This is a genomic window from Agrococcus sp. GCM10030265 (assembly GCF_042666675.1).
GTDB lineage: Bacteria > Actinomycetota > Actinomycetes > Actinomycetales > Microbacteriaceae > Agrococcus.
This window is the reverse complement of record NZ_JBHTCZ010000008.1, coordinates 1-20,679: the sequence shown is the minus strand read 5'-3', so window position 1 is coordinate 20,679 and position 20,679 is coordinate 1. Positions and strand designations below refer to the sequence as shown.

Below are 20,679 nucleotides of genomic sequence, written 5' to 3'. Positions count from 1 at the left end.
CGCATCGCACGCCCGTCGACCATGCGCAGAGGCCTCGAGCGACTGCGGCCGCGGGGATGAACGTTGCGTGTCGAGGCGGCGACGAGATGCCGATCCGGGGCTCGATCCCGAGGCTGGGCACCTACCGTGGCCTTTCGATGACGACCACCGAGCGAGCATCAGCCACGACCGCGCGCACCCGCACGAGCGCGCTGCGCCACACGCGCGCCATCGCGCGGCTCGCACCCCGCTGGCGGGAGCCTCGCACCGTGTGGCTCGCGTTCGCCGTGCTCCAGGGCGCCACGATCGCTGCGTTCGCCGGGCACATGGTCGCGGGCGACACGCTCGGCGACCTGCCGCTCTACCGCGAGTGGGCGATGGATGCGTTCGAGGGCCGCGGCATCGTCGGCATCGACGAGGCGTGGGTGTACCCGCTGCTCGCGTGGCTGCCGATCGGGTTCGCGAACCTCGCGGGCGCCTCCCCGTACCTCACGGTGTGGCTCGCGCTCGTCATCGCCCTCGACGCGCTGGCGCTGCGCACGCTGCTCGCGGCGCGCACGACGCGCGCCATCATCGCGGGCTGGGCGTGGCTCGGGATGCTGCTCGTGCTCGCGCCCGTCGCGCTGCTGCGGCTCGAGGGCGTCACCGCGCCGCTCGTCGTCGTCGCCGTCGCCCTGCTCGCGAGGCGGCCGTGGCTCGCGGGTGCGCTGCTCGCCGTCGCGACGTGGATCAAGGTGTGGCCCGCCGCGATCGTCGGCGCCGCGATCGTCGTGCTGCACGAGCGCATGCGCGTCCTGCAGGCGGGGCTCGCCGTCACGGCTGGCGTCGTGCTGCTCGCGGTCGCGATGGGCAACGCGGGCTTCCTCGCCTCCTTCGCGATGATGCAGGACGACCGCAACCTGCAGCTCGAGGCGCCGCTCGCGACGCCGTGGGTGTGGATGGCCATGCTCGACGTGCGCGACGCCGCCGTGTTCCAGAACGTCGCGCTCGCGACGCGCGAGGTCGTCGGGCCGCTCGACGGGCTCGCGCAGGAGGCGTCGACGCCCCTCATGCTGCTCGCGACGATCGCGGCGCTCGTGCTCGCACGCGTCGCGGTCCGGCGCGGCGCCGACCGCCACGAGACCCTGCTCACGGCATCCCTCGTCGTCACGGTCGCGATGTTCGCCTGCAACCGCGTCGGCTCGCCGCAGTACATGCTGTGGATCCTGCCCGTGGCGGTCGCTGCGCTCGCGACGGTCGACGGTGCCGCGCAGCGGTGGTGGCGCCGCATGACGGCGACGCTGCTCGCGACCGGGCTGCTGACGACGATCATCTTCCCCGTCGCGTACATGGCGCTCGTCGACCTGCAGGCGTGGGCGGTCGTGCTGCTCACGGCCCGCAACGTGCTGCTGTTCGTCGTGCTCGTCGCGACGGCGAGGCGCATGGTGGTGCTCGCCGTGGGCCGCTCGACGCTCGATGCGGTGCGCGCGCGCCGGGTGACGGGCCTCCCGCAGGCCGACCGCCTCGGCTGACGGACCGGTCGCACGCCGCACGCGATGCGCGAAGCCATCGCGGACGACGCGCCAGAATCCCGGCCGGGTGCTGCCATCGCGGACGATGCGCCACCATCCCGAGCGCGTGCTGCCATCGATGCGCCGCCATCCCGAGCGGCTGCTGCCATCGCGGGCGATGCGCCACCATCCCGAGCGCGTGCTGCCATCGACGCGCCGCCTTCCCGAGCGGGTGCTGCCATCGCGGACGATGCGCCGCAAGGGGGCACGACCCGGCGCGCCCGGGCCATACCGTGGCGCAGGATGACGAGGATCGAGCGAGCGCAGGGTGGCCTCACGCGTCGCGCGTCGCCGGTCGTGAGGCGTGCGCGCACCAGGGCGCTGCAGCGCGCCCGCGCGATCGCCCTGCACGCGCCGCCGTGGCGCGAGCCGCGCACGGTGTGGATGGGCTTCGCCCTGCTGCAGGTCGTGACGCTCGCGTCGTTCGCCGCGCCCATGCTCGCGGGCGACGTGCTCGGCGACCTGCCGCTGTACCGCGAGTGGGCGCTCGATGCGGCCGAGGGCCGCGGCATCGTCGGCATCGACGAGCCATGGGTGTACCCGCTGCTCGCGTGGCTGCCCATCGCGCTCGCATCCGTCGCCTCCGCCCCCGCGTTCCTCACGATCTGGCTCGCGATGCTGGGCGTGCTCGACGCGCTCGCGCTGCGCGCGATCCTCGCCTCCGGCTCGGCCAGGGCGAGCATCGCCGGATGGGCGTGGCTGTGCATGCTGCTGACGCTCGGACCCGTGGCGCTGCTGCGGCTCGAGGGGGTCACGGCGCCGCTCGTCGTCATCGCGGTCACGATGCTCGCACGCCGGCCATGGGCGGCCGGGGTGCTGCTGGCCGCCGCGACGTGGATCAAGGTGTGGCCCGTCGCGCTCGTCGCGAGCGCGCTCGTCGTGATGCGCGAGCGCGGCCGCATCCTGCAGGCGGGCATCGTCGTCACGGCGGGCGTCGTCGCGGCGGCGGTCGTGCTCGGGGACGTCGGCGAGCTCGCCTCGTTCGCCACGATGCAGGGCGACCGCGACCTGCAGCTCGAGGCGCCGCTCGCGACGCCGTGGGTGTGGATGGCGATGCTCCACGTGCCCGGCGCATCCGTGTCGTTCGACGTCGCGCTCGAGACGCGCGAGGTCGCCGGCCCGTTCGACGGGCTCGCGCAGCAGGCCTCGACGCCGCTCATGCTGCTCGGGACCATCGCGGCGCTCGTCCTCGCGCGCATCGCCGTGCGGCGCGGCGCCGACCGGCACGAGACGCTGATGACGACGGCGCTCATGGTGACGATCGCGATGTTCGCATGCAACCGCGTCGGATCGCCGCAGTACATGCTGTGGATCCTGCCGGTCGCGATCGTGGCGATCGCGACGGTGCACGCGGGCGCGCAGCGGTGGTGGCGGCGCATGACGGCCGTGCTGCTCGCGACGGGGCTCGTGACGACGATCGTCTTCCCCATCTCGTACCTCGCGCTCATCGACCTCCACGTGTGGGCGGTCGTGCTGCTGACGGCGCGCAACGTGCTGCTGGTCGTCGTGCTCGCGGCGGCGGCACGTCGCATGGTCGTGCTCGCCGTGGGTCGCTCGACGCTCGATGCTGTGCGTGCGAGCCGGCTCGGCGGCATGCCGGAGGGCTCGCGCGTGGCGTGACGCGGCGCTGCGACCCGTCGCGAGGTGGAGGTCTCCCCGCGACGTGGAGGTCTCGCCGCGCCGGCGGGCGCGCCGCGAGGTGGCGGGCTCTGCCGCGAGGTGTAGGTCTCACAGCGAGGTGGAGGACTCCCCACGAGATCGGGGTCTCGCGTTCGGATGCGGCCGTCCCGGCGCCTCGGTGGGAGCAGCGCACCTCGCGGTGACGAGGCGGCTCGGCGTGAGCAGCGCACCTCGCGATGGGAAGGCACTCGACGCGGGAAGCGCACCTCCCCTCGGGAAGCGCACCTCTCGACGTGCGCTAGGGGCGTCGGGAGGCGCGCACGCGCTCCACGAGGCCGTCGCGCACGCCGGGCCACTCGTCGACGAGGATCGAGTGCACCGCGACGTCCCGCCACGTGCCCGAGGCATCCTGCCGCATCCGCCGCAGCACGCCCTCGAACGTCGCGCCCAGTCGCACGATCGCGGCGCGCGAGCGCTCGTTCGCCGCATCGGCCTGGATGCGCACGCGCCCGAACCCGTGCGAGAACGCATGCCCGAGCACCAGCAGCTTCGCCTCGGGGTTCACGGCGGTGCCCCACACGTCGGGTGCGTAGGCGGTCCAGCCGACGTGGCACTGCTCGGTCACGACCTCGAGGTCGGCGAGCGACGTCGTGCCGACGAGCCGGCCGCTGCGGCGCAGGCGGATGGCGAAGGGTCTGCCGCTCCAGGGGTAGGTGCGCTCGGCCCACCGCACCCAGCCGTCGTCGGAGGAGTCGAGCGCCTCGGGCCCGCCGCAGTAGCCGCTCGCGAACACCGCAGGCACCCCGATCGCGTCGCGCAGCTCGAGGAGCACGTCGCGCGTGAGCGGCTCGAGGCGGATGACGTCGCCCTCGAGCGTCGCCGGATCGGGGATGCGGGCGGTCACGCACCCATCACAGCACGCGATCGGGAGGCCGGTGCGCGAGCGGTGGCGCGCCGCGATGCGGCGAGAGCGGCGCCTCGAGCGCCATGCGCACTCGAGACGCCGCTCCCGCCGCATCTGCGCGGGTGACCGCGTGCCAGGTGACCGCGTGCCGGGTGACCGCGTGCCAGGTGACCGCGTGCCGGGTGACCGCGTGCCGGGTGACCGCGTGCCGGGCAACAGGGCCACAGTGCCACACGGACACCCGGCCACACGGGTGCCCGGCCACGGCGTGCCCGGCCACCGGACGCGGTCAGCGCACCCGCCGCCGGTACAGCACCGTCGCGACCGTCGCCGCCAGCGCGAGCACGCCGAGCATCCACGCGAGGGCGATCCACAGCTCGACGCCCACAGGGTCGCCGGCGAGCAGCGCGCGCAGCGCATCGACGATCGCCGTCACCGGCTGGTGCTCGGCGAACCAGCGCACCGGGCCAGGCATCGAGTCGGTCGGCACGAACGCCGACGACACGAACGGCAGGAGGATGAGCGGATACGAGAAGGCGCTCGCGCCGTCGACGCTCCGCGCCGTCAGGCCCGCGATGACCGCGACCCACGTCAGCGCGAGCGTGCACAGCGCGAGGATGCCGACGACCGCGAGCCATTCGCCGATGCCGGCCGGCGAGCGGAACCCCATGAGCAACGCCGCGCCCACGACGACCGCGAGCGACACGAGGTTCGCGACGATCGACGTCAGGACGTGCGCCCACAGCACCGACGAGCGCGCGATCGGCATCGACTGGAAGCGCTCGACGATGCCGCCCTGCAGGTCGAGGAACAACCGGTACGACGCGTACGCGACGCCCGACGCGACCGTGATGAGGAGGATGCCGGGCAGCAGGTAGTCGACGTACGCCGCATCCCCCACGTCGATCGCCCCGCCGAGCACGAACGCGAACAGCAGCAGGAACGCGATCGGCATGACGGCGGTCGTCACGATCGTGTCGGGGCTGCGCAGGATGTGGCGCAGCGAGCGGCCCGTGAGGGCGGCGGTGTCGCTGATGGCGTGCGTGGTCATCGCTGCTCCTCGGTGGGCGCGGGCGCGGATGCGGGGTGGCGGGTGGATGCAGGGGCGACTTCGTCGGCGGAGGCCGAGGGCGCCTGGGCCGAGCGCGACGACGCGGGCGGGGTCGGCGCGGACGGCGCCGACGAGGACGGGGCCGACGCATGTCCGGGCTCGGGCGCACCGACCACCGCGAGGAAGACCTCCTCGAGCGTCGGCTGCCGCTCGACCATCTCGACGGTCGCCTGCGGCAGCAGATCGCGGAGCTCGGCGAGCGTGCCGTCCTGCACGATGCGGCCGCGGTGCAGGATCGCGATGCGGTCGGCGAGCTGCTCGGCCTCCTCGAGCTGCTGCGTGGTGAGCAGCACGGTCGTGCCTGCGCGTGCGAGCTCGCGCACCGCATCCCACACCTCGATGCGCGCCTGCGGATCGAGCCCCGTCGTGGGCTCGTCGAGCACGACGACGCGCGGATCGCCGACGAGGCTCATCGCGATGTCGAGGCGGCGGCGCATGCCGCCCGAGTAGGTGCCGGCGCGGCGGCCGCCCGCGTCTGCGAGCGAGAAGCGCTCGAGCAGCCGGTCGGCGACGCCGCGCGGATCGCGCAGATGCCGCAGGCGGGCGACGAGCGCGAGGTTCTCGCGGCCCGTGAGCACCTCGTCGACGGCGGCGAACTGCCCCGTGAGGCTCAGCGACTCGCGCACGCCCTGCGCGTCGTCGCGCACGTCGTGACCGTCGACGGATGCCGTGCCCGCATCCGCGCGCAGCAGCGTCGCGAGGATGCGCACGAGCGTCGTCTTGCCGGCGCCGTTCGAGCCGAGGAGGGCGACGATCGTGCCGGGTGCGACGTCGAGGTCGACGCCGCGCAGCACGGGGAGGTCGCCGAACGAGCGCTCGAGGCCGCGCACGCGGATGGCCGGCGGCGCCAGGGTCGCGGCGCTCATCGCGGATCGTCCTCGGGTGTCGCGGCAGCCTCGCGGATCGAGCGGCGCAGGCGCTCGCGCTCGCGGTCGATCCAGCCGTCGCCGCCGTAGTTGGCGAGGAACGTCTCGACGAAGTCGACGGGGTCGTCGCCGAGCAGCCGCACGAGGGGCGTGCCGTCGGCTGCTGCCTGCTCGAGCATGGTCATGAGGTCGTCGAGCATGCGCACGAGGGTCTCGCCGTCGTTCGTCGCGCCGAGGTGCATGAGGTAGCGGTCGAGGGCGATGGCGCTCGCGCGGTACGGCTCGGGCAGCGCCTTCTGGCGGGCCTTGTACTCGCGGTAGCGACGCTTCTGGCCGAGGTCGCCGACGATGAGCTCGATGAGGTTGGGCATGGTCACTCCTTAGGGGTGGTGGTGTCGGATGCGGTGGTGTCGGATGCGGCGGCCGGTGCGCTGGCGTCGGATGCGGTGGCCCGTGCCGTGGCGGGTGCGGTCACGACGGATGCGGTGGCCGGTGCCGAGGTCGGGGTGGCGGCCGGTGCGGTCACGTCGGATGCCGCGCCCGGTGCGGTCACGTGGGATGCGGTGGCCGGGGTGTCGCGCAGCGTTGCGAGCCGGTCGGCGAGGAGGTCGTAGGTGGCCCAGAACTCCTCGAGAGCGGTGCGGCCCGCGGAGTGGAGCGCGTAGACCTTGCGGGGCGGACCCTTCTCGCTGGGCACTCGGCTCACGTCGACGAGGCCGCGCTGCTCGATGCGGGTCAGCAATGCGTAGATCGTGCCTTCGGCGATGTCGGCGAAGCCGCGGTCGCGCAGCTCGGCCGTGATCTCGTACCCGTACGCCGATCGGCGGCCGAGGATGGCGAGCACGATGCCCTCGAGGATGCCCTTCAGCATCTCGGTCTCCTGCTTGGGCATGGGCCCTCCTCCGGTACTCAGTGACGGTGACTACCAGTACATAGTGACGCTGGTTACCGACTGCGTCAAGCCCCGATCGATCGCCGTGGCGATCGACTGGTCGCTCGTTGTGCCGACTGGTCGCTCGTTGCCCTCGACTGGTCGCTCGTTGCCCTCGACTGGTCGCTCGTTGTTCCTACGAGCGACCAGTCACCCCCACCAGCGACCAGTCACCCCACGAGCGCCCGCTCACCGCACGAGGGACTGGTCACTCGTTGTTCCCACCAGCGACCAGTCACCCCCACCAGCGACCAGTCACCCCCACGAGCGACCAGTCACCCCAACGAGCGAGCAGTCGACGGCGGGCCGCCTACCCTTGAGGGCGTGCCGCATCCCTCCCCCTCGCTCGCCCGTGCCGAGTCGCTCATCGCGCTGACGCCCGACTTCCCGTCGCCGGGCGTGCTGTTCCGCGACATCGGGCCGATGCTCGCCGACGCCGACGCGCTCGCCGCCGTGACCGCGTCGCTCTCGGCGCCGACGGAGGGCGCGTTCGACCTCGTGGCGGGCGTCGAGGCCCGCGGCTTCCTGCTCGCGGGGGCGGTGGCGGCTGCCACCCGCACGGGCCTCCTGCCCATCCGCAAGGCGGGCAAGACCCCGCACCCCACCGCATCCGTCGACTACGCGCTCGAGTACGACGTCGCGACGATCGAAGCGCGCGGCGACCTCACCGGCCGGCGCGTGCTGCTCGTCGACGACGTGCTCGCGACGGGCGGCACGCTCGTGGCGGCGGCGTCGCTCGTCGAGCAGCTCGGCGGCACGGTGGCGGGCGTCGCCGTGGTGCTCGAGCTCGTCGATCTCGGCGGGCGCGCCCGCGTCCCCGCCGCCCACGCCGTCTTCACCGCCTGACCTCCAGAACCCTCTGAGGTTCTCGGCCCTCTCTGATGTCAGAAGGGGCCGAAGACCTCAGATCGGCGGGGCGGGATAGCGTCGAGGGATGGCCGACACGCGATTCTCGGACTGGACCGACATCGAGGGCTTCCTGCGCATCCCCCGCCTCGCGGGGCTCGCAGCGGGGCCGGACGGGCGCCTCGTCGCCCACGTGCAGGAGGCGGCGGACGACGGCTCGCGCATGACGTCGTCGCTCTGGGCGCTCGACGCCGCGGGCGACGGGGATGCCCGCAGGCTCACGTGGTCGACGAAGGGCGAGTCGGCGCCGCGGTACGCGCCCGACGGCTCGCTGCTGTTCGCGTCCGCTCGCCCCGATCCCACGGGCGAGGCGGACGACGACGGCACCGCGATCTGGCGGCTCCCCACGACGGGCGAGGCGACGGTCGTCGCGTCGGCCCCCGGCGGCCTGAGCCTCGTGGCCGTCGCCGACGACGGCACGATGCTCGCGACGACGCAGGTGCTCGCGGGCGGCTCGCTCGACGACGACGCCGAGCGTCGCGAGGCGCGCACGTCGGCGAAGCGCACCGCCATCTGGCACACGGGGATGCCCATCCGGCACTGGGATCACGAGCTGGGCGAGGAGTCGACGCGTCTCGTGCTCGTGTCGCCCCAGGGCGAGCTGCGCGAGGTCACGCCCGAGATCGACACGGTCGCGCTCACGAACGCATCCGCAGACCTCTCGCGCGATGGCGCGACGATCGTCGCGACGTGGACGACGCGCGCCACCGGTGGCGAGACGCGCACGGGCATCGTCACGATCGACGCGCGGACGGGCGGTCGCCGCGCCCTGCTCGAGCCCACCGCCGAGCACGGCTGGTCGAGCCCGCGCCTGTCGCCCGACGGGACGCGCGTCGCCGTCACGCGCCTCACGACCTCGACCCCGACCGACACGTCGTACGACTTCCTCGAGCTGCACCCGCTCGCGGGCGGCGACCCCGTGCGCGTCGACGTCGGCGACCTCACGATCGGCGCGTACGCGTGGGTCGACGACGCACGACTCGTGGTCGCGGGCGACCTGCGCTCGCGCGGCGCCGTGCTGCTCGTGGATGCCGCGACGGGCTCGGTGCGCACGCTCGTCGACGACGCCCCCTACGGCTCGCTCGCCGTCGCACCCGACGGCGACGCCGTCTTCGCGCTCCGCAGCGACATGGCCTCGCCGGCTGCGGCCGTGCGCATCCCGCTCGACGGTCACGGCGCCGTGACCCCCGCATCCATCCCCGCACCCGGCGCCATCGGCGAGCTGCCGGGCCGCGTCGAATGGGTCGAGACCGACGTCGACGGCCTCACCGTGGGTGGCTGGCTCTGCACGCCGAAGGGCGCGAGCGCCGCTGAGCCCGCGCCCGTGATGCTGTGGATCCACGGCGGCCCGCACGGCTCGTACAACGCGTGGAGCTGGCGGTGGAACCCGTGGCTCGCCGTCGCCCGCGGCTGGGCGGTGCTGCTGCCCGACCCGGCGATGTCGACCGGCTACGGGCACACGGGCCTGAACCGCGGATGGCCGCGCCTGCCCGACGTCGTGTGGCGCGAGTGCGAGACGCTGCTCGACGACGTGCTGCTGCGCGACGAGCTCGACGCCTCGCGCACCGCGCTGCTCGGCGCATCCTTCGGCGGCTTCATGACGAACTGGATCGCGGGGCACTCCGACCGCTTCGGTGCCATCGTGACGCATGCGGGCCTGTGGGCGCTCGACCAGCAGCACACGACGACGGATGCGGCGGCGCACAAGGTGCGCGTGCACGGGCATCCCGACGAGCTGCCCGAGTGGTACCGCGCGTACTCGCCGCACCACTCCGCCTCGGCGATCGTCACGCCGATGCTCGTCACGCACGGCAACCGCGACTACCGGGTGCCCGTGAGCGAGGCGCTGCGGCTGTGGTGGGATCTCGTGTCGGGATGGGAGGGGTCGCCCGCGTCGATGCCGCACCGCTTCCTGCAGCTCACCGACGAGCACCACTGGGTCATGCGGCCGTCGAACGCCGCGACGTGGAACGAGACGGTGCTGGCCTTCTGCGCGCAGCACGTGCTGGGCGCCGACCCCATCCCCGACGCCCTGCCCTGGTAGCGCCCGCACGCCGAACGATCCGAGGTCCCCGGCCCTCTCCGATGTCTGCAGGGGCCGAGAACCTCAGATCGTGCGTGGAGGCGAGAGGGTCGTCAGCCGTCGATGAGGTCGTGCCGCACGACGATGGCCTCGCGGTCGGGCCCGACGCCGATGGCCGAGATGCGCGAACCCGACATGGCCTCGAGCGCGAGCACGTAGTCCTGCGCGTTCTTCGGCAGATCCTCGAACGTGCGGGCGCCCGAGATGTCCTCGGTCCAGCCCGGCAGCTCCTCGTAGATCGGCGTCGCGTGGTGCACGTCGCTCTGCGACACGGGCATCTCGTCGTGGCGCACGCCGTCGACGTCGTAGGCGACGCATACGGGGATGCGCTCGATGCCCGTGAGCACGTCGAGCTTGGTGAGCACGAAGTCGGTGACGCCGTTGACGCGCGCCGCGTAGCGCGTGATGACGGAGTCGTACCAGCCGGTGCGGCGCGGACGGCCCGTCGTCGTGCCGAACTCGAAGCCCGTGGCGCGCAGGCGCTCGCCCCACTCGTCGAAGAGCTCGGTGGGGAACGGGCCGGAGCCGACGCGCGTCGTGTACGCCTTCACGATGCCGATGATGCGGTCGAGGCGGGCGGGCGCGACGCCGGCGCCCGTGGCAGCGCCGCCGGCGGTCGCCGACGACGACGTGACGAACGGGTACGTGCCGTGGTCGATGTCGAGCATCGTCGCCTGGCCGGCCTCGAAGACGACGGTCTTGCCGGCCTCGAGGGCGCGGTCGAGCTCGAGCGCCGTGTCGGCGACCATGGGGCGCAGCCGCTCGACGTACTGCGTGAGATCGGCGACGATCTCGTCGACGGTGATGGCCCTGCGGTTGTAGACCTTCGTGAGCAGGTGGTTCTTGAGGTCGAGCGACCCCTCGACCTTCTGCCGCAGGATCGACGGGTCGAAGAGATCCTGCACGCGCACGCCGACGCGGTTGATCTTGTCGGCGTAGGCGGGGCCGATGCCGCGGCCGGTCGTGCCGATGGAGCGCTTGCCGAGGAAGCGCTCGGAGACCTTGTCGAGCGTGCGGTGGTAGTCGGCGATGATGTGCGCGTTGGCCGAGATGCGCAGCCGCGACACGTCGACCCCGCGCGCCGAGAGGGCCTGCAGCTCGTGGAAGAGCACCTCGAGGTCGATGACGACGCCATTGCCGATCACCGGGACGACGCCGGGCGTGAGGATGCCGGACGGGAGGAGGTGCAGCGCGTACTTCTCGTCGCCGACGACGACGGTGTGGCCCGCGTTGTTGCCGCCGTTGAACTTGACGACGTAGTCGGTGCGGCTCGCGAGGAGGTCGGTGGCCTTGCCCTTGCCCTCGTCACCCCACTGCGCGCCGAGGATCACGATGCCTGGCATGGGGTCCCCTTCTGCTCGAATCGCAAGCGGGAGCCCGCTTGCACTCCACCCTATCGTGGGGGCCTGCGGCCGCTCGGGGGCTGTGGACGGGCGTCAGCGGCCCGCGAGCACGGCGTCGACCGCCTCGGCGATCGACGCATCCGGCTCGAACACCGTGCGCTCGAACGCGACCATGACCATGGCGCCGACGATGGCGGATGCGCGCAGCGTCGACGGGCGGGGTGCGCCGTCGGCGGCGACGGCGTCGGCGACGAGCGCGAACAGCGCCGTGCGGTACGCGGCGAGCGACTCCTGCCATGGCCGATCGGTGCGGAAGAGCTCGCCTGCGACCACCTTCGCGGCCGCCGGCCGCTCCTCGACGCCCTGCAGGAAGGCCGTCACGACGGCGCGCAGCGCCCCGCCGGGCTGGGCGCTCGCGAGCGCCTCGCCGAGCCGCATGCGCGTGCGCTCGACGGCGTCGGCGAGCACGGCCTCGAACACGGCGTCCTTCGAGGCGAACGAGTAGTAGACGCTGCCCTTCGCGACGCCCGCGCGCTCGGCGATGTCGTCGACGGTCGTGGCGCTGACGCCGCGCTCGGCGGCGAGGGCGGCCGCGGCGTCGAGCACCTTCTCGCGGCTGCGGTTCGGGCGGGCCATGCGTCTCCCTCGGAATACTTGTACTGACCAGTCAGTCTAGTCTACCGTGGTGCGGTCGAAGGAGGAACCGACATGGACGTGACGCTCGAGCAGGTCGCGATGGGCCGAGCGCTGCCGCCCACCGATGCGACGTTCGCATCGGGCGAGGCGTCGCTCGTCGTCGTCGAGACCGAGCAGCGCCCGACGGTGCTCGGCCTGGTCGCAGCCGGGCGCATGGTGCCCACCGCCGGCCGCGTGCTGCTCGACGGCGTCGAGGATCGCGCGGGCCTGCGATCGCGCGTCGCCCTCGTGGACGCCCCCCGCGCATCCGACCCCGACCCCGCCGTGACCGTCGCCGGGGTCGTCGCCGAGGAGCTGCTCTTCGCAGGCGTGCCCGGCGACCCGCGCAGCGTGCGCGGCTGGGCGACGCAGCTCGGCGTCGCAGGCCTGCTCGACGTGCCCATCGCCGACGTCGCGCCCGCGACCCGCACGCGCCTGCTCGCCGAGCTCGCCATCCTGCGCGACGACGTCGAGGCGATCGTGCTCGCGAGCCCCGACCGCCACGGCGGCGACCCGCACGACTGGTGGGCGCTCGCGCGCGCGCTCGCCGACCGCGGCCTCGCCGTGCTCGTGCTCGCGAGCCCCGCGTCGGCACGCGTGCTCGCCGCGATGGGCGAGCTCGACGGGGGCGGCGCGTCCGCACCCGCGTCCACAGGCGCGTCCGCACCCGCATCCGCATCCGCATCCGCATCCGCATCCGAGGAGGTGGCGGCATGACCGTGCCCCAGATCGTGCTCGCCGAGCTGCGCAGGCTCGTCGCGACGCGCATGGCGCGCATCGCGCTGCTCGCCCTGTGCACCGTGCCGCTGCTGTACGGCGGCCTGTACCTGTGGGCGAACCAGGATCCGCAGGGCAACCTCGACGGCGTGCCCGTGGCGCTCGTGGTGGCGGATGCGGGCGCCACCGACGCCGACGGCGCGACGCGCGTCGTGGGCGACGAGGTGGCCGACGAGCTGCAGGGCTCCGACTCGTTCGGCTGGCACCGCGTCACCGCGGCGAGCGCGGCGGCCGGCGTCGCAGACGGCACCTACGACTTCTCGGTGACGCTGCCCGCGACGTTCTCGGCCGACCTGCTGAGCGCATCCGGCGACGACCCGCATCCGGCGCGCATCGAGCTCGAGACGAACGATGCGAACGGCTACCTCGCGGGCACGCTCGGCGAGCGCGCGACCGACGCCATCCTCGCCTCCGTGCGCGAGTCGGTCGGCCAGGAGGCGGCCGGCAGGCTGCTGCTCGCGATCAGCGACATCCGCGACGGCCTCGCCGATGCGTCGACCGGGGCGGGCGACCTCGCGGCGGGCGCCTCGCAGGCGCACGACGGCTCGATTGCCCTCGCCTCGGGCACGGGCGAGCTCGCGACGGGTGCGGATGCGCTCGCGAGCGGCACGGCGCAGGTCGCGTCGGGCGCGCAGCGGCTGGCCGACGGTGCGGCGCCCCTCGCGTCCGGCCTCGCGGACGCGCAGTCGTCGACCGCGACGCTGCCCGCCGACGCCGCGGCGCTCGCCTCGGGTGCGCAGCAGGTCGCCGACGGCGACGCGCAGGTCGCGGCCGTGGGCGCCCAGGTCGCATCGGCGACGGGAGGCCTCGCGGCCGACGTGCCGCAGACCCGCGCGCGGATCGTCGCCGCGCTGCAGGCCGCCGGCGTCGACGAGACCGCGACGGCGCAGGTGCTCGCTCCGCTCGACGAGCTCGGCGCGGCGATCGTGTCGGGCGATGCGCAGGTGCAGACCGCCTCGGGCCAGCTGCAGCAGCTGTCGGCCGGTGCGCAGCAGGTGGCCGACGGCGCCGCGCGGCTCTCGGCCGCTGCACCGCGGCTCGCCGACGGCATCGCGCAGGCGGCGTCGGGCGCGTCCACCCTCTCGACCGGGGCGACGACGCTCGCCTCGGGCGCCGCGTCCGCAGCCTCCGGTGCCTCGACGCTCGCGAGCGGCGCGCACGACGCCGCCGACGGCGCATCCGCCCTCGACGACGGCCTCGCGCGACTCGACGACGGCGCCTCGGCGCTCGCGGGCGGGCTGTCGGATGCCGTCGGCGAGATCCCCGCGTCGAGCAGCACGCTGCGCGCGGAGCAGGCCGACACGATCGCCGACCCCGTCGCGCTCGACGCCGACGCCGTGACCTCCGCAGGCTCCTACGGCGAGGGGCTCGCGCCGTTCTTCCTCTCGCTCGCCGCGTGGATCGGCATCTACGCCCTGCTGCTCATCGTGCATCCCGTCTCGCGACGGGCCGTGACGGCGCTGCGCTCACCCATCCGCGTCGGCATCGCGTCGTGGCTCGCCCCCGCATCGCTCGGCGCGCTGCAGATGGTGGCGCTCTTCGGCATCGTGACGCTCGCCCTCGGCTTCACCCTCGCGGCGCCGCTCGGGGTGCTGGGCATCATGCTGCTCGCCTCGGCCGCCTTCGCGGCGATCGTCGTGGCGCTCAACGTGTGGCTCGGCTCCGTCGGCCAGTTCCTCGGGCTCGTGCTCATGGTGGTGCAGCTCGTGACGGCAGGCGGCACCTTCCCGTGGCAGACGTTGCCCGGCCCGCTCGCAGCCCTGCACCACGCGATGCCGATGACCTACGCCGTGGAGGCGCTGCGGCAGGCGATGTACGGCGGATCGGCGGCGATCGCCTGGCACGACGTGCTCGTGCTCGCGCTGTTCGGCGTCGGTGCGCTGCTCCTGACGATCCTCGGCGTCGCACGCATGATGGATCACCGCACGCTGCGAGACCTGCAGCCGAGCCTCATCGGCTAGCGCCGGTCTCCCGGCGCCGCGGCCCGGGCTGCCCGGCGGCATTGCGTCTTCGTGCGGCCTGGGCCTATGGTTTCGGCATGCCGAAAGCAGCCGAGCGCACCGCGTCCGCCATGCGACCGCGACCGCTGTGGCTGCTGGGCCCGGCGCTCGTCGCAGGCGTCGCGTACCTCGACCCCGGCAACGTCGCCGCCAACATGACGGCGGGGGCGCGCTACGGCTACCTGCTGCTGTGGGTCGTCGTCGTCGGCAACCTCATGGCCTGGCTCATCCAGTACCTCTCGGCCAAGCTCGGCATCGTCACCGGCAAGAGCCTCCCCGAGGTGCTCGGCGAGCGCTTCGGCTCGCGTGCCGGCCGCATCGCCTACTGGCTGCAGGCCGAGGCCGTCGCGATGGCGACCGACGTCGCCGAGGTCATCGGCGGCGCCGTCGCGCTCTGGCTGCTCTTCGACGTGCCGCTCGTCGCCGGCGGCGCCATCACCGGCGCGATCTCGATGGCGCTCCTGTGGCTGCAGACCCGTCGAGGGCCTCGTGCGTTCGAGATCGTCATCACCGGGATGCTCGTCGTCATCGCCGTCGGATTCACCGCCGGCGTCTTCGCTGGCCCTCCCGGCGCGGAGGCGCTCGGCGGTCTCGTGCCCCGCTTCGACGGCCCCGACACCGTGCTGCTCGCCGCTTCCATCCTCGGCGCCACCGTGATGCCGCACGCCATCTACGCGCATTCGAGCCTCACGCGCGACCGGTTCCGCGACCGCGAGGGCCGGGCGCTCGCCGTGCCGCGGCTGCTGCGCGCGACGCGATGGGACGTCACGATCGCGCTCGCCATCGCGGGCACGGTCAACGTCGCGATCATCGTGCTCGCCGCCGCGAACCTCGCGGGCGTCGACGGCACCGACTCGCTGGAGGGCGCGCACGCGGCGATCGCCGGGGCGCTCGGGGCGGGCATCGCGACGCTCTTCGCCATCGGCCTGCTCGCATCGGGCCTCGCATCGACCGCCGTCGGCGCGTACGCGGGCTCCGAGATCATGCAGGGCCTCGTGCGCGTGCGCGTGCCCGTGACGACGAGGCGGCTCGTGACGCTCGTGCCCGCCCTCGCCATCCTCGCGTTCGGCGTCGACCCGACCCTCGCGCTCGTGCTGAGCCAGGTGGTGCTGTCGTTCGGCATCCCGTTCGCGCTCGTGCCGCTCGTGTGGCTCACGTCGCGGCGTGCGGTGATGGGCGAGCACGCGAACCGCTGGTGGACGACGGCGCTCGGCGCGCTCTTCGCGACGGCGCTCGTGACGCTCAACGTGCTGCTGCTGTGGCTCACGTTCACGGGCGCCTGACCCCGCGCGCTCGGCCCGGCCATCTGAGGTTCTCGGCCGCTTCTGATGTCGGAACGGGCCGGAGACCTCGGATCCGTGGATGCTCGGCGCGATCCGATGCAGGTTCTCGGCCGCTCGTGAGGTGAGAAGCGGACGAGCACCTCAGATCTGCGGATGGGGGGCGTGGGTGCGGAGCCACTCGTGCATCACGATGGCTGCGGCCGCCGCCGCGTTCAGGGAGCGCGTCGACCCCAGCTGGCGCACGTGCACGTGCTCGCTCGCCGCAGCGATCGCCGCGTCCGTGAGCCCCGGGCCCTCCTGGCCGAGGAGCAGCACGCAGCCGCGCGGCAGCGGCGCTGCGTCGACGGGGCGGGATGCGGGATGCGTGTCGACCGCCACGAGCGGCAGCCCGGCCTCGGCCGCCCACGCGACGAGCGCATCCACCGACTCGTGGTGCCGCACGTGCTGGTACCGGTCGGTCACCATCGCGCCGCGGCGATTCCAGCGCCGACGGCCCACGATGTGCACCTCGGCGGCGAGGAACGCGTTCGCCGTGCGCACGATCGAGCCGATGTTGAGGTCGTGCTGCCAGTTCTCGATGGCGACGTGGAAGGGATGCCGACGCTCGTCGAGCTCGGCGACGATCGCATCCATGCTCCAGTAGCGATAGCGGTCGACGACGTTGCGGCGGTCGCCGAGCGCGAGCAGCTCGGGATCGTAGCGCGGGTCGGTCGGCCACGCGCCGACCCATGGGCCGACGCCGACCTCGGGCGGCTCGGCTCGGCCCTCCTGCCTCGCATCCACCCGTCCAGTCTGCCCCTCGCGACGCGCGACGGACGACGCGCGACGGACAACGCGCGACGGACGCGCGACGGACGACGCGCGACGGACGCGCGACGGACGACGCGCGACGGGCCCCGTGCATCTGCACGGGGCCCGTCGCGTGTCGGGTCAGTCGCGGACGCGACGCCCCCGCCGCAGCAGCCAGCCCGCCGCGATGAGCAGCGCGGCTGCGAGCATCGCCAGCAGCGCGATGCCACCACCGGTGGTCGGCAGGCCGCCGTTCGACGAGCCGGGCTCGTCGGGCTGGCCGGGCTGGCCCGGCTGGCCGGGCGCGCTCGGCGACGGCTCACCCGGTCCGGGCGTCGGCGGCACCGCGTCGTACTCGATCACGATCGTGCCCTCGGTGAAGACGCCGTCGACGTCGGCCACGCGGTACTCGATCGGCGTCGGCGAGCCCGTGAAGCCGGGCTCCGGCGTGAACGTGATGGCACCCGTCACCGGGTCGACCGTCCACGTGCCCTCGCCGGGCACGACCACGGTCGTCGTCCACAGGCCCGTCGCCGGGTCGCGGATCTCGACCGTCGTCGGGTCGAGCTCGCCGGCGTCGTTCGCGAGCGGGTCGACCGTGACCGGCTGACCGGGCTCGTTGCCGCTCGAGACGTCGTCCTGCGCGACGGGTCGGTACGTGACCTCCACCGTCGCCTGCACGACGTCGCCCGTGACGTCCGTCACCGAGTAGACGATGGGCGTCGGGTTGCCCGTGAAGCCCTCCTCCGGAGCGAACGCGATCGCCCCCGTCTCGGGATCGACGGTCCACGTGCCCTCGCCGGGCACGACGAGCTCGAGCACGAGCCCGTCCTCGCCCACGATGCGCACCGACGCGGGGTCGAAGTCGCCGAGGTCGTTCGCGAGGACGTCGACCACGACGGTCGAGCCCTGCGCGTTGCGGAGGGATGCGTCGGCCACGGCCGTGGGCCCGTACGTCACGGTGACGGTCGCACGGACGACGTCGCCGTTCGACGCCGTCGCGACGTACTCGATCGGGGTCGGGTCGCCGCCGTAGCCCGGCTCGGGCGTGAAGGTGACGACGCCGGTCGCCTGGTCGATCGACCAGGTGCCCTCGCCTGCGACGACGAGCGGAGCGCCCGCTGCCAGCGGGGCACCCGTCGCCGGGTCGACGATCGCGACCGACGCGGGGTCGAAGTCGCCCTCGTCGTTGGCGAGCACGTCGACCTCCACCACGGTGCCGACCTCGTTCGCGAGCGACTCGTCGTCGTTCGCGACCGCGGCGTACGTCACGGTGATCGGCGCGGAGACCACGTCGCCCGAGCGGTCGGCCACCTGGTAGGCGACGACCGTCGGGTCGCCGAGGAAGCCGGCCTCCGGCGTGAACGTCACCGTCGCGCCGTCGATCGTCCACGTGCCCTCGCCGGCCACGACGAGCGGTGCGCCGGGAGCCAGCGCAGCACCCGTCGCCGGGTCGATGAAGGCGAGCGTCGCCGGGTCGAGGGCGCCCACGTCGTTGGCGAGCACGTCGATGGAGACGGGCTGGCCGATCGGCTGGTCGAGCGCCTCGTCGGCGGCCGCCGACTGCGCGTAGTCGACGACGATGGCCGCACCCGTCGCCGAGCCCGACGCATCCCGGGCCTCGTAGGCGATCGGGGTCGGGTCGCCCTCGAAGCCCAGGACGGGCGTGAACGTGACCGCGCCGGTTGCGGGATCGATCGTCCAGGTGCCCTCGCCGGCGACGACGAGCGCCGCACCGGGCTCGAGCGCCTCACCCGTGGCGGGGTCGACGAGCGCGACGGTGGACGGGTCGAGCTCGCCCGCGTCGTTCGCGAGCACGTCGATCGTCACGGGCGTGCCGACGGGGTTGCCCACCGACTCGTCCGGGGCGGCGACGGCCGCGTAGTCGACGGTCACGAGCGCACCGGTGACGTCGCCCGAGCGGTCGGCGACGCGGTAGTCGACCGGCGTCGGGTCGCCCTCGTAGCCGGCCTCGGGCGTGAAGGTGATCGCACCCGTCGCCGGGTCGATCGACCACGTGCCCTCGCCAGCGACGACGAGCGGGGCGCCCGCCTCGAGCGCCTCGCCCGTCGCCGGGTCGACGAGCGCGACCGTGGCGGGGTCGAGGTCGCCGCGGTCGTTCGCGAGCACGTCGATCGTCGCCGGGGCGCCGATCGCCTGCGCGTCGACCGAGTCGTCGACGGCCACCGGGAGGTAGCCCACGGTGATGCTCGCCTGCGACACGTCGCCCGACAGGTCCGCGACCGTGTAGGTCACGACGGTCGGGTCGCCCTCGAAGCCGTCCTCCGGCGTGAACGTGACGTCACCCGTCTCGGGGTCGATCGACCACGTGCCCTCGCCTGCGACGACGAGCTCCGCGCCCGCCTCGAGCGCCTCGCCCGTCGCGGGGTCGATGAACGCCACCGAAGCGGGGTCGAACGCGCCGAGGTCGTTGTCGAGCACCGGCACCGTCACGGCATCGCCGATCGCGTTGCCGAGGTCCGCGTCATCCTGCGCGACACCCACGTAGCCGACGGCGATGGATGCGGAGCGGGTGTCGCCCGAGGCATCCGTCACCTCGTAGTCGATGGGGGTCGGGTCGCCCTGGAACCCCTCCTCGGGCGTGAACGTCACGACCGAGCCGTCGATCGACCACGTGCCCTCGCCATCGACCACGAGCGGCTGGCCGGCGTCGAGCACCGTGCCGTCCGCATCCACGAGCGACAGCGACGCGACGTCGAACACGCCGGCGTCGTTCGCGAGCACGTCGATGGCGACGGCCTCGCCCACGACGTTGTCGACGTCGGCGTCGTCGTTCGCGACCGACAGGTAGTCGACCGTGATCGCGGCACCCGTGACGTCGCCCGACAGGTCGGCCACCTCGTAGGCGATGGGCGTCGGGTCGCCCTCGAAGCCCGCCTCGGGCGTGAACGTCACGGTCGAGCCGTCGATCGTCCAGGTGCCCTCGCCCGCGACGACGAGCGGCGCACCCGGTGCGAGCACCGAGCCATCCGCTGCCACGAGCGACAGGGTCGCGACGTCGAGGACGCCTGCGTCGTTCGCGAGCACGTCGACGCCCACGGCGGTGCCGATCGCGTTCTCGAGGCTCTCGTCTGCCGCGGCGACCGGGAGGTAGCCGACGGTGATCGTCGCCTGCGAGCGGTCGCCCGACAGGTCGGCGACCTCGTAGGTGACGACGGTCGGGTCGCCCTCGAAGCCGTCCTCCGGAGCGAAGGTGACGTCACCCGTCTCGGGGTCGATCGACCACGTGCCCTCGCCTGCGACGACGAGCTCCGCGCCCGCCTCGAGCGCCTCGCCCGTCGCCGGGTCGATGAACGCCACCGAAGCGGGATCGAACGCGCCGAGGTCGTTGTCGAGCACCGGCACGGTCACGGCATCGCCGATCGCGTTGCCGAGGTCCGCGTCATCCTGCGCGTCGCCGACGTAGCCGACGGTGATGGATGCGCCGGTCACGTCGCCCGACAGGTCCGCGACCTCGTAGCCGATCGGCGTCGGGTCGCCGAGGAACCCGTCCTCGGGCGTGAACGTCACGACGGACCCGTCGATCGACCACGTGCCCTCGCCGTCCACGACGAGCGACTCGCCCGCCTCCAGCACCGTGCCATCCGCATCCACGAGCGACAGCGACGCCACGTCGAACGCGCCGGCGTCGTTCGCGAGCACGTCGATCGCGACCGGCTCGCCCACCACGTTGTCGACGTCGGCGTCGTCCGCCGCGACCGGCACGACGCCGACCGTGATGGATGCACCCGTGACGTCGCCGGAGAGGTCGGTCACCTCGTACGCGATCGGCGTCGGGTCGCCCTCGAAGCCCTCGGCCGGCGAGAACGTCACGACCGATCCCTCGATCGACCACGTGCCC

The 20,679-nt window shown here is 73.6% G+C and carries 15 protein-coding genes and 1 pseudogene; 7 read left to right on the top strand and 9 right to left on the bottom strand.

Going from position 1 to position 20,679, the window contains the following annotated elements; all coding sequences use genetic code 11:
• Positions 1–137: 137 nt before the first annotated feature.
• Both ACFQPP_RS14440 and ACFQPP_RS14435 read left to right on the top strand, forming a co-directional pair.
• On the top strand, positions 138–1,490 hold the full coding sequence (locus ACFQPP_RS14440) for a hypothetical protein (RefSeq protein ID WP_376917355.1): 1,353 nt from the start codon (positions 138–140) through the stop codon (positions 1,488–1,490).
• A gap of 282 nt (positions 1,491–1,772) precedes the next feature.
• Positions 1,773–3,149, top strand: a complete 1,377-nt coding sequence (locus ACFQPP_RS14435; RefSeq protein WP_376917354.1) for a glycosyltransferase 87 family protein — start codon at positions 1,773–1,775, stop codon at positions 3,147–3,149.
• 298 nt (positions 3,150–3,447) lie between these two features.
• On the opposite strand, the gene ACFQPP_RS14430 is transcribed toward ACFQPP_RS14435, so the two are convergent.
• The 5 genes and pseudogenes from ACFQPP_RS14430 to ACFQPP_RS14410 form a co-directional block, all read right to left on the bottom strand.
• Positions 3,448–4,053: a GNAT family N-acetyltransferase gene (locus ACFQPP_RS14430; RefSeq protein ID WP_376917353.1), complete on the bottom strand. Its 606-nt coding sequence runs from the start codon at positions 4,051–4,053 to the stop codon at positions 3,448–3,450.
• A 289-nt stretch (positions 4,054–4,342) separates the two neighbouring features.
• Entirely contained in the window at positions 4,343–5,104 is a 762-nt protein-coding gene (locus tag ACFQPP_RS14425) for an ABC transporter permease (RefSeq protein WP_376917352.1), read from the bottom strand.
• Positions 5,101–6,030 (bottom strand): ABC transporter ATP-binding protein, encoded by a 930-nt coding sequence (locus ACFQPP_RS14420; RefSeq protein ID WP_376917351.1) that lies wholly within the window; start codon positions 6,028–6,030, stop codon positions 5,101–5,103. The genes ACFQPP_RS14425 and ACFQPP_RS14420 overlap by 4 nt, the downstream gene beginning before the upstream one ends.
• Entirely contained in the window at positions 6,027–6,401 is a 375-nt protein-coding gene (locus ACFQPP_RS14415) for a DUF1048 domain-containing protein (RefSeq protein WP_376917350.1), read from the bottom strand. Before ACFQPP_RS14415 ends, ACFQPP_RS14420 begins: the two co-directional genes overlap by 4 nt.
• Positions 6,402–6,604: 203 nt before the next feature.
• Positions 6,605–6,922, bottom strand: a pseudogene (locus ACFQPP_RS14410) (PadR family transcriptional regulator); the annotation flags it as partial.
• A 363-nt stretch (positions 6,923–7,285) separates the two neighbouring features.
• Here ACFQPP_RS14410 and ACFQPP_RS14405 point away from each other — a divergent pair.
• The gene (locus ACFQPP_RS14405; RefSeq protein WP_376917349.1) at positions 7,286–7,807 is read left to right on the top strand and encodes an adenine phosphoribosyltransferase; all 522 of its coding nucleotides are present in this window, start codon (positions 7,286–7,288) and stop codon (positions 7,805–7,807) included.
• A gap of 88 nt (positions 7,808–7,895) precedes the next feature.
• Positions 7,896–9,911, top strand: a complete 2,016-nt coding sequence (locus ACFQPP_RS14400) for a prolyl oligopeptidase family serine peptidase (protein WP_376917348.1) — start codon at positions 7,896–7,898, stop codon at positions 9,909–9,911.
• A gap of 92 nt (positions 9,912–10,003) precedes the next feature.
• On the opposite strand, the gene ACFQPP_RS14395 is transcribed toward ACFQPP_RS14400, so the two are convergent.
• Positions 10,004–11,293 carry an adenylosuccinate synthase gene (locus ACFQPP_RS14395; RefSeq protein ID WP_376917347.1) on the bottom strand — a complete coding sequence of 430 codons (1,290 nt, stop codon included), beginning with the start codon at positions 11,291–11,293 and terminating at the stop codon, positions 10,004–10,006.
• Between the two features lie 93 nt (positions 11,294–11,386).
• Positions 11,387–11,929, bottom strand: a complete 543-nt coding sequence (locus ACFQPP_RS14390; protein ID WP_376917346.1) for a TetR/AcrR family transcriptional regulator — start codon at positions 11,927–11,929, stop codon at positions 11,387–11,389.
• Positions 11,930–12,001: 72 nt separating this feature from the next.
• On the opposite strand from ACFQPP_RS14390, the gene ACFQPP_RS14385 reads away from it, so the two are divergent.
• The 3 genes from ACFQPP_RS14385 (at position 12,002) to ACFQPP_RS14375 (ending at position 16,028) form a co-directional block, all read left to right on the top strand.
• Positions 12,002–12,685: a hypothetical protein gene (locus ACFQPP_RS14385; RefSeq protein WP_376917345.1), complete on the top strand. Its 684-nt coding sequence runs from the start codon at positions 12,002–12,004 to the stop codon at positions 12,683–12,685.
• Positions 12,682–14,706 carry a YhgE/Pip family protein gene (locus tag ACFQPP_RS14380; RefSeq protein WP_376917344.1) on the top strand — a complete coding sequence of 675 codons (2,025 nt, stop codon included), beginning with the start codon at positions 12,682–12,684 and terminating at the stop codon, positions 14,704–14,706. Before ACFQPP_RS14385 ends, ACFQPP_RS14380 begins: the two co-directional genes overlap by 4 nt.
• 77 nt (positions 14,707–14,783) lie before the next feature.
• The gene (locus ACFQPP_RS14375; protein WP_376917343.1) at positions 14,784–16,028 is read left to right on the top strand and encodes an Nramp family divalent metal transporter; all 1,245 of its coding nucleotides are present in this window, start codon (positions 14,784–14,786) and stop codon (positions 16,026–16,028) included.
• A gap of 141 nt (positions 16,029–16,169) precedes the next feature.
• On the opposite strand, the gene ACFQPP_RS14370 is transcribed toward ACFQPP_RS14375, so the two are convergent.
• A complete protein-coding gene (locus tag ACFQPP_RS14370) occupies positions 16,170–16,811 on the bottom strand; it encodes a TrmH family RNA methyltransferase (protein WP_376917342.1) in 642 nt (213 codons plus the stop codon).
• A gap of 147 nt (positions 16,812–16,958) precedes the next feature.
• Positions 16,959–20,679 (bottom strand): Ig-like domain-containing protein (locus ACFQPP_RS14365; RefSeq protein ID WP_376917341.1); only part of this gene is annotated, 3,721 nt, incomplete at its 5' end.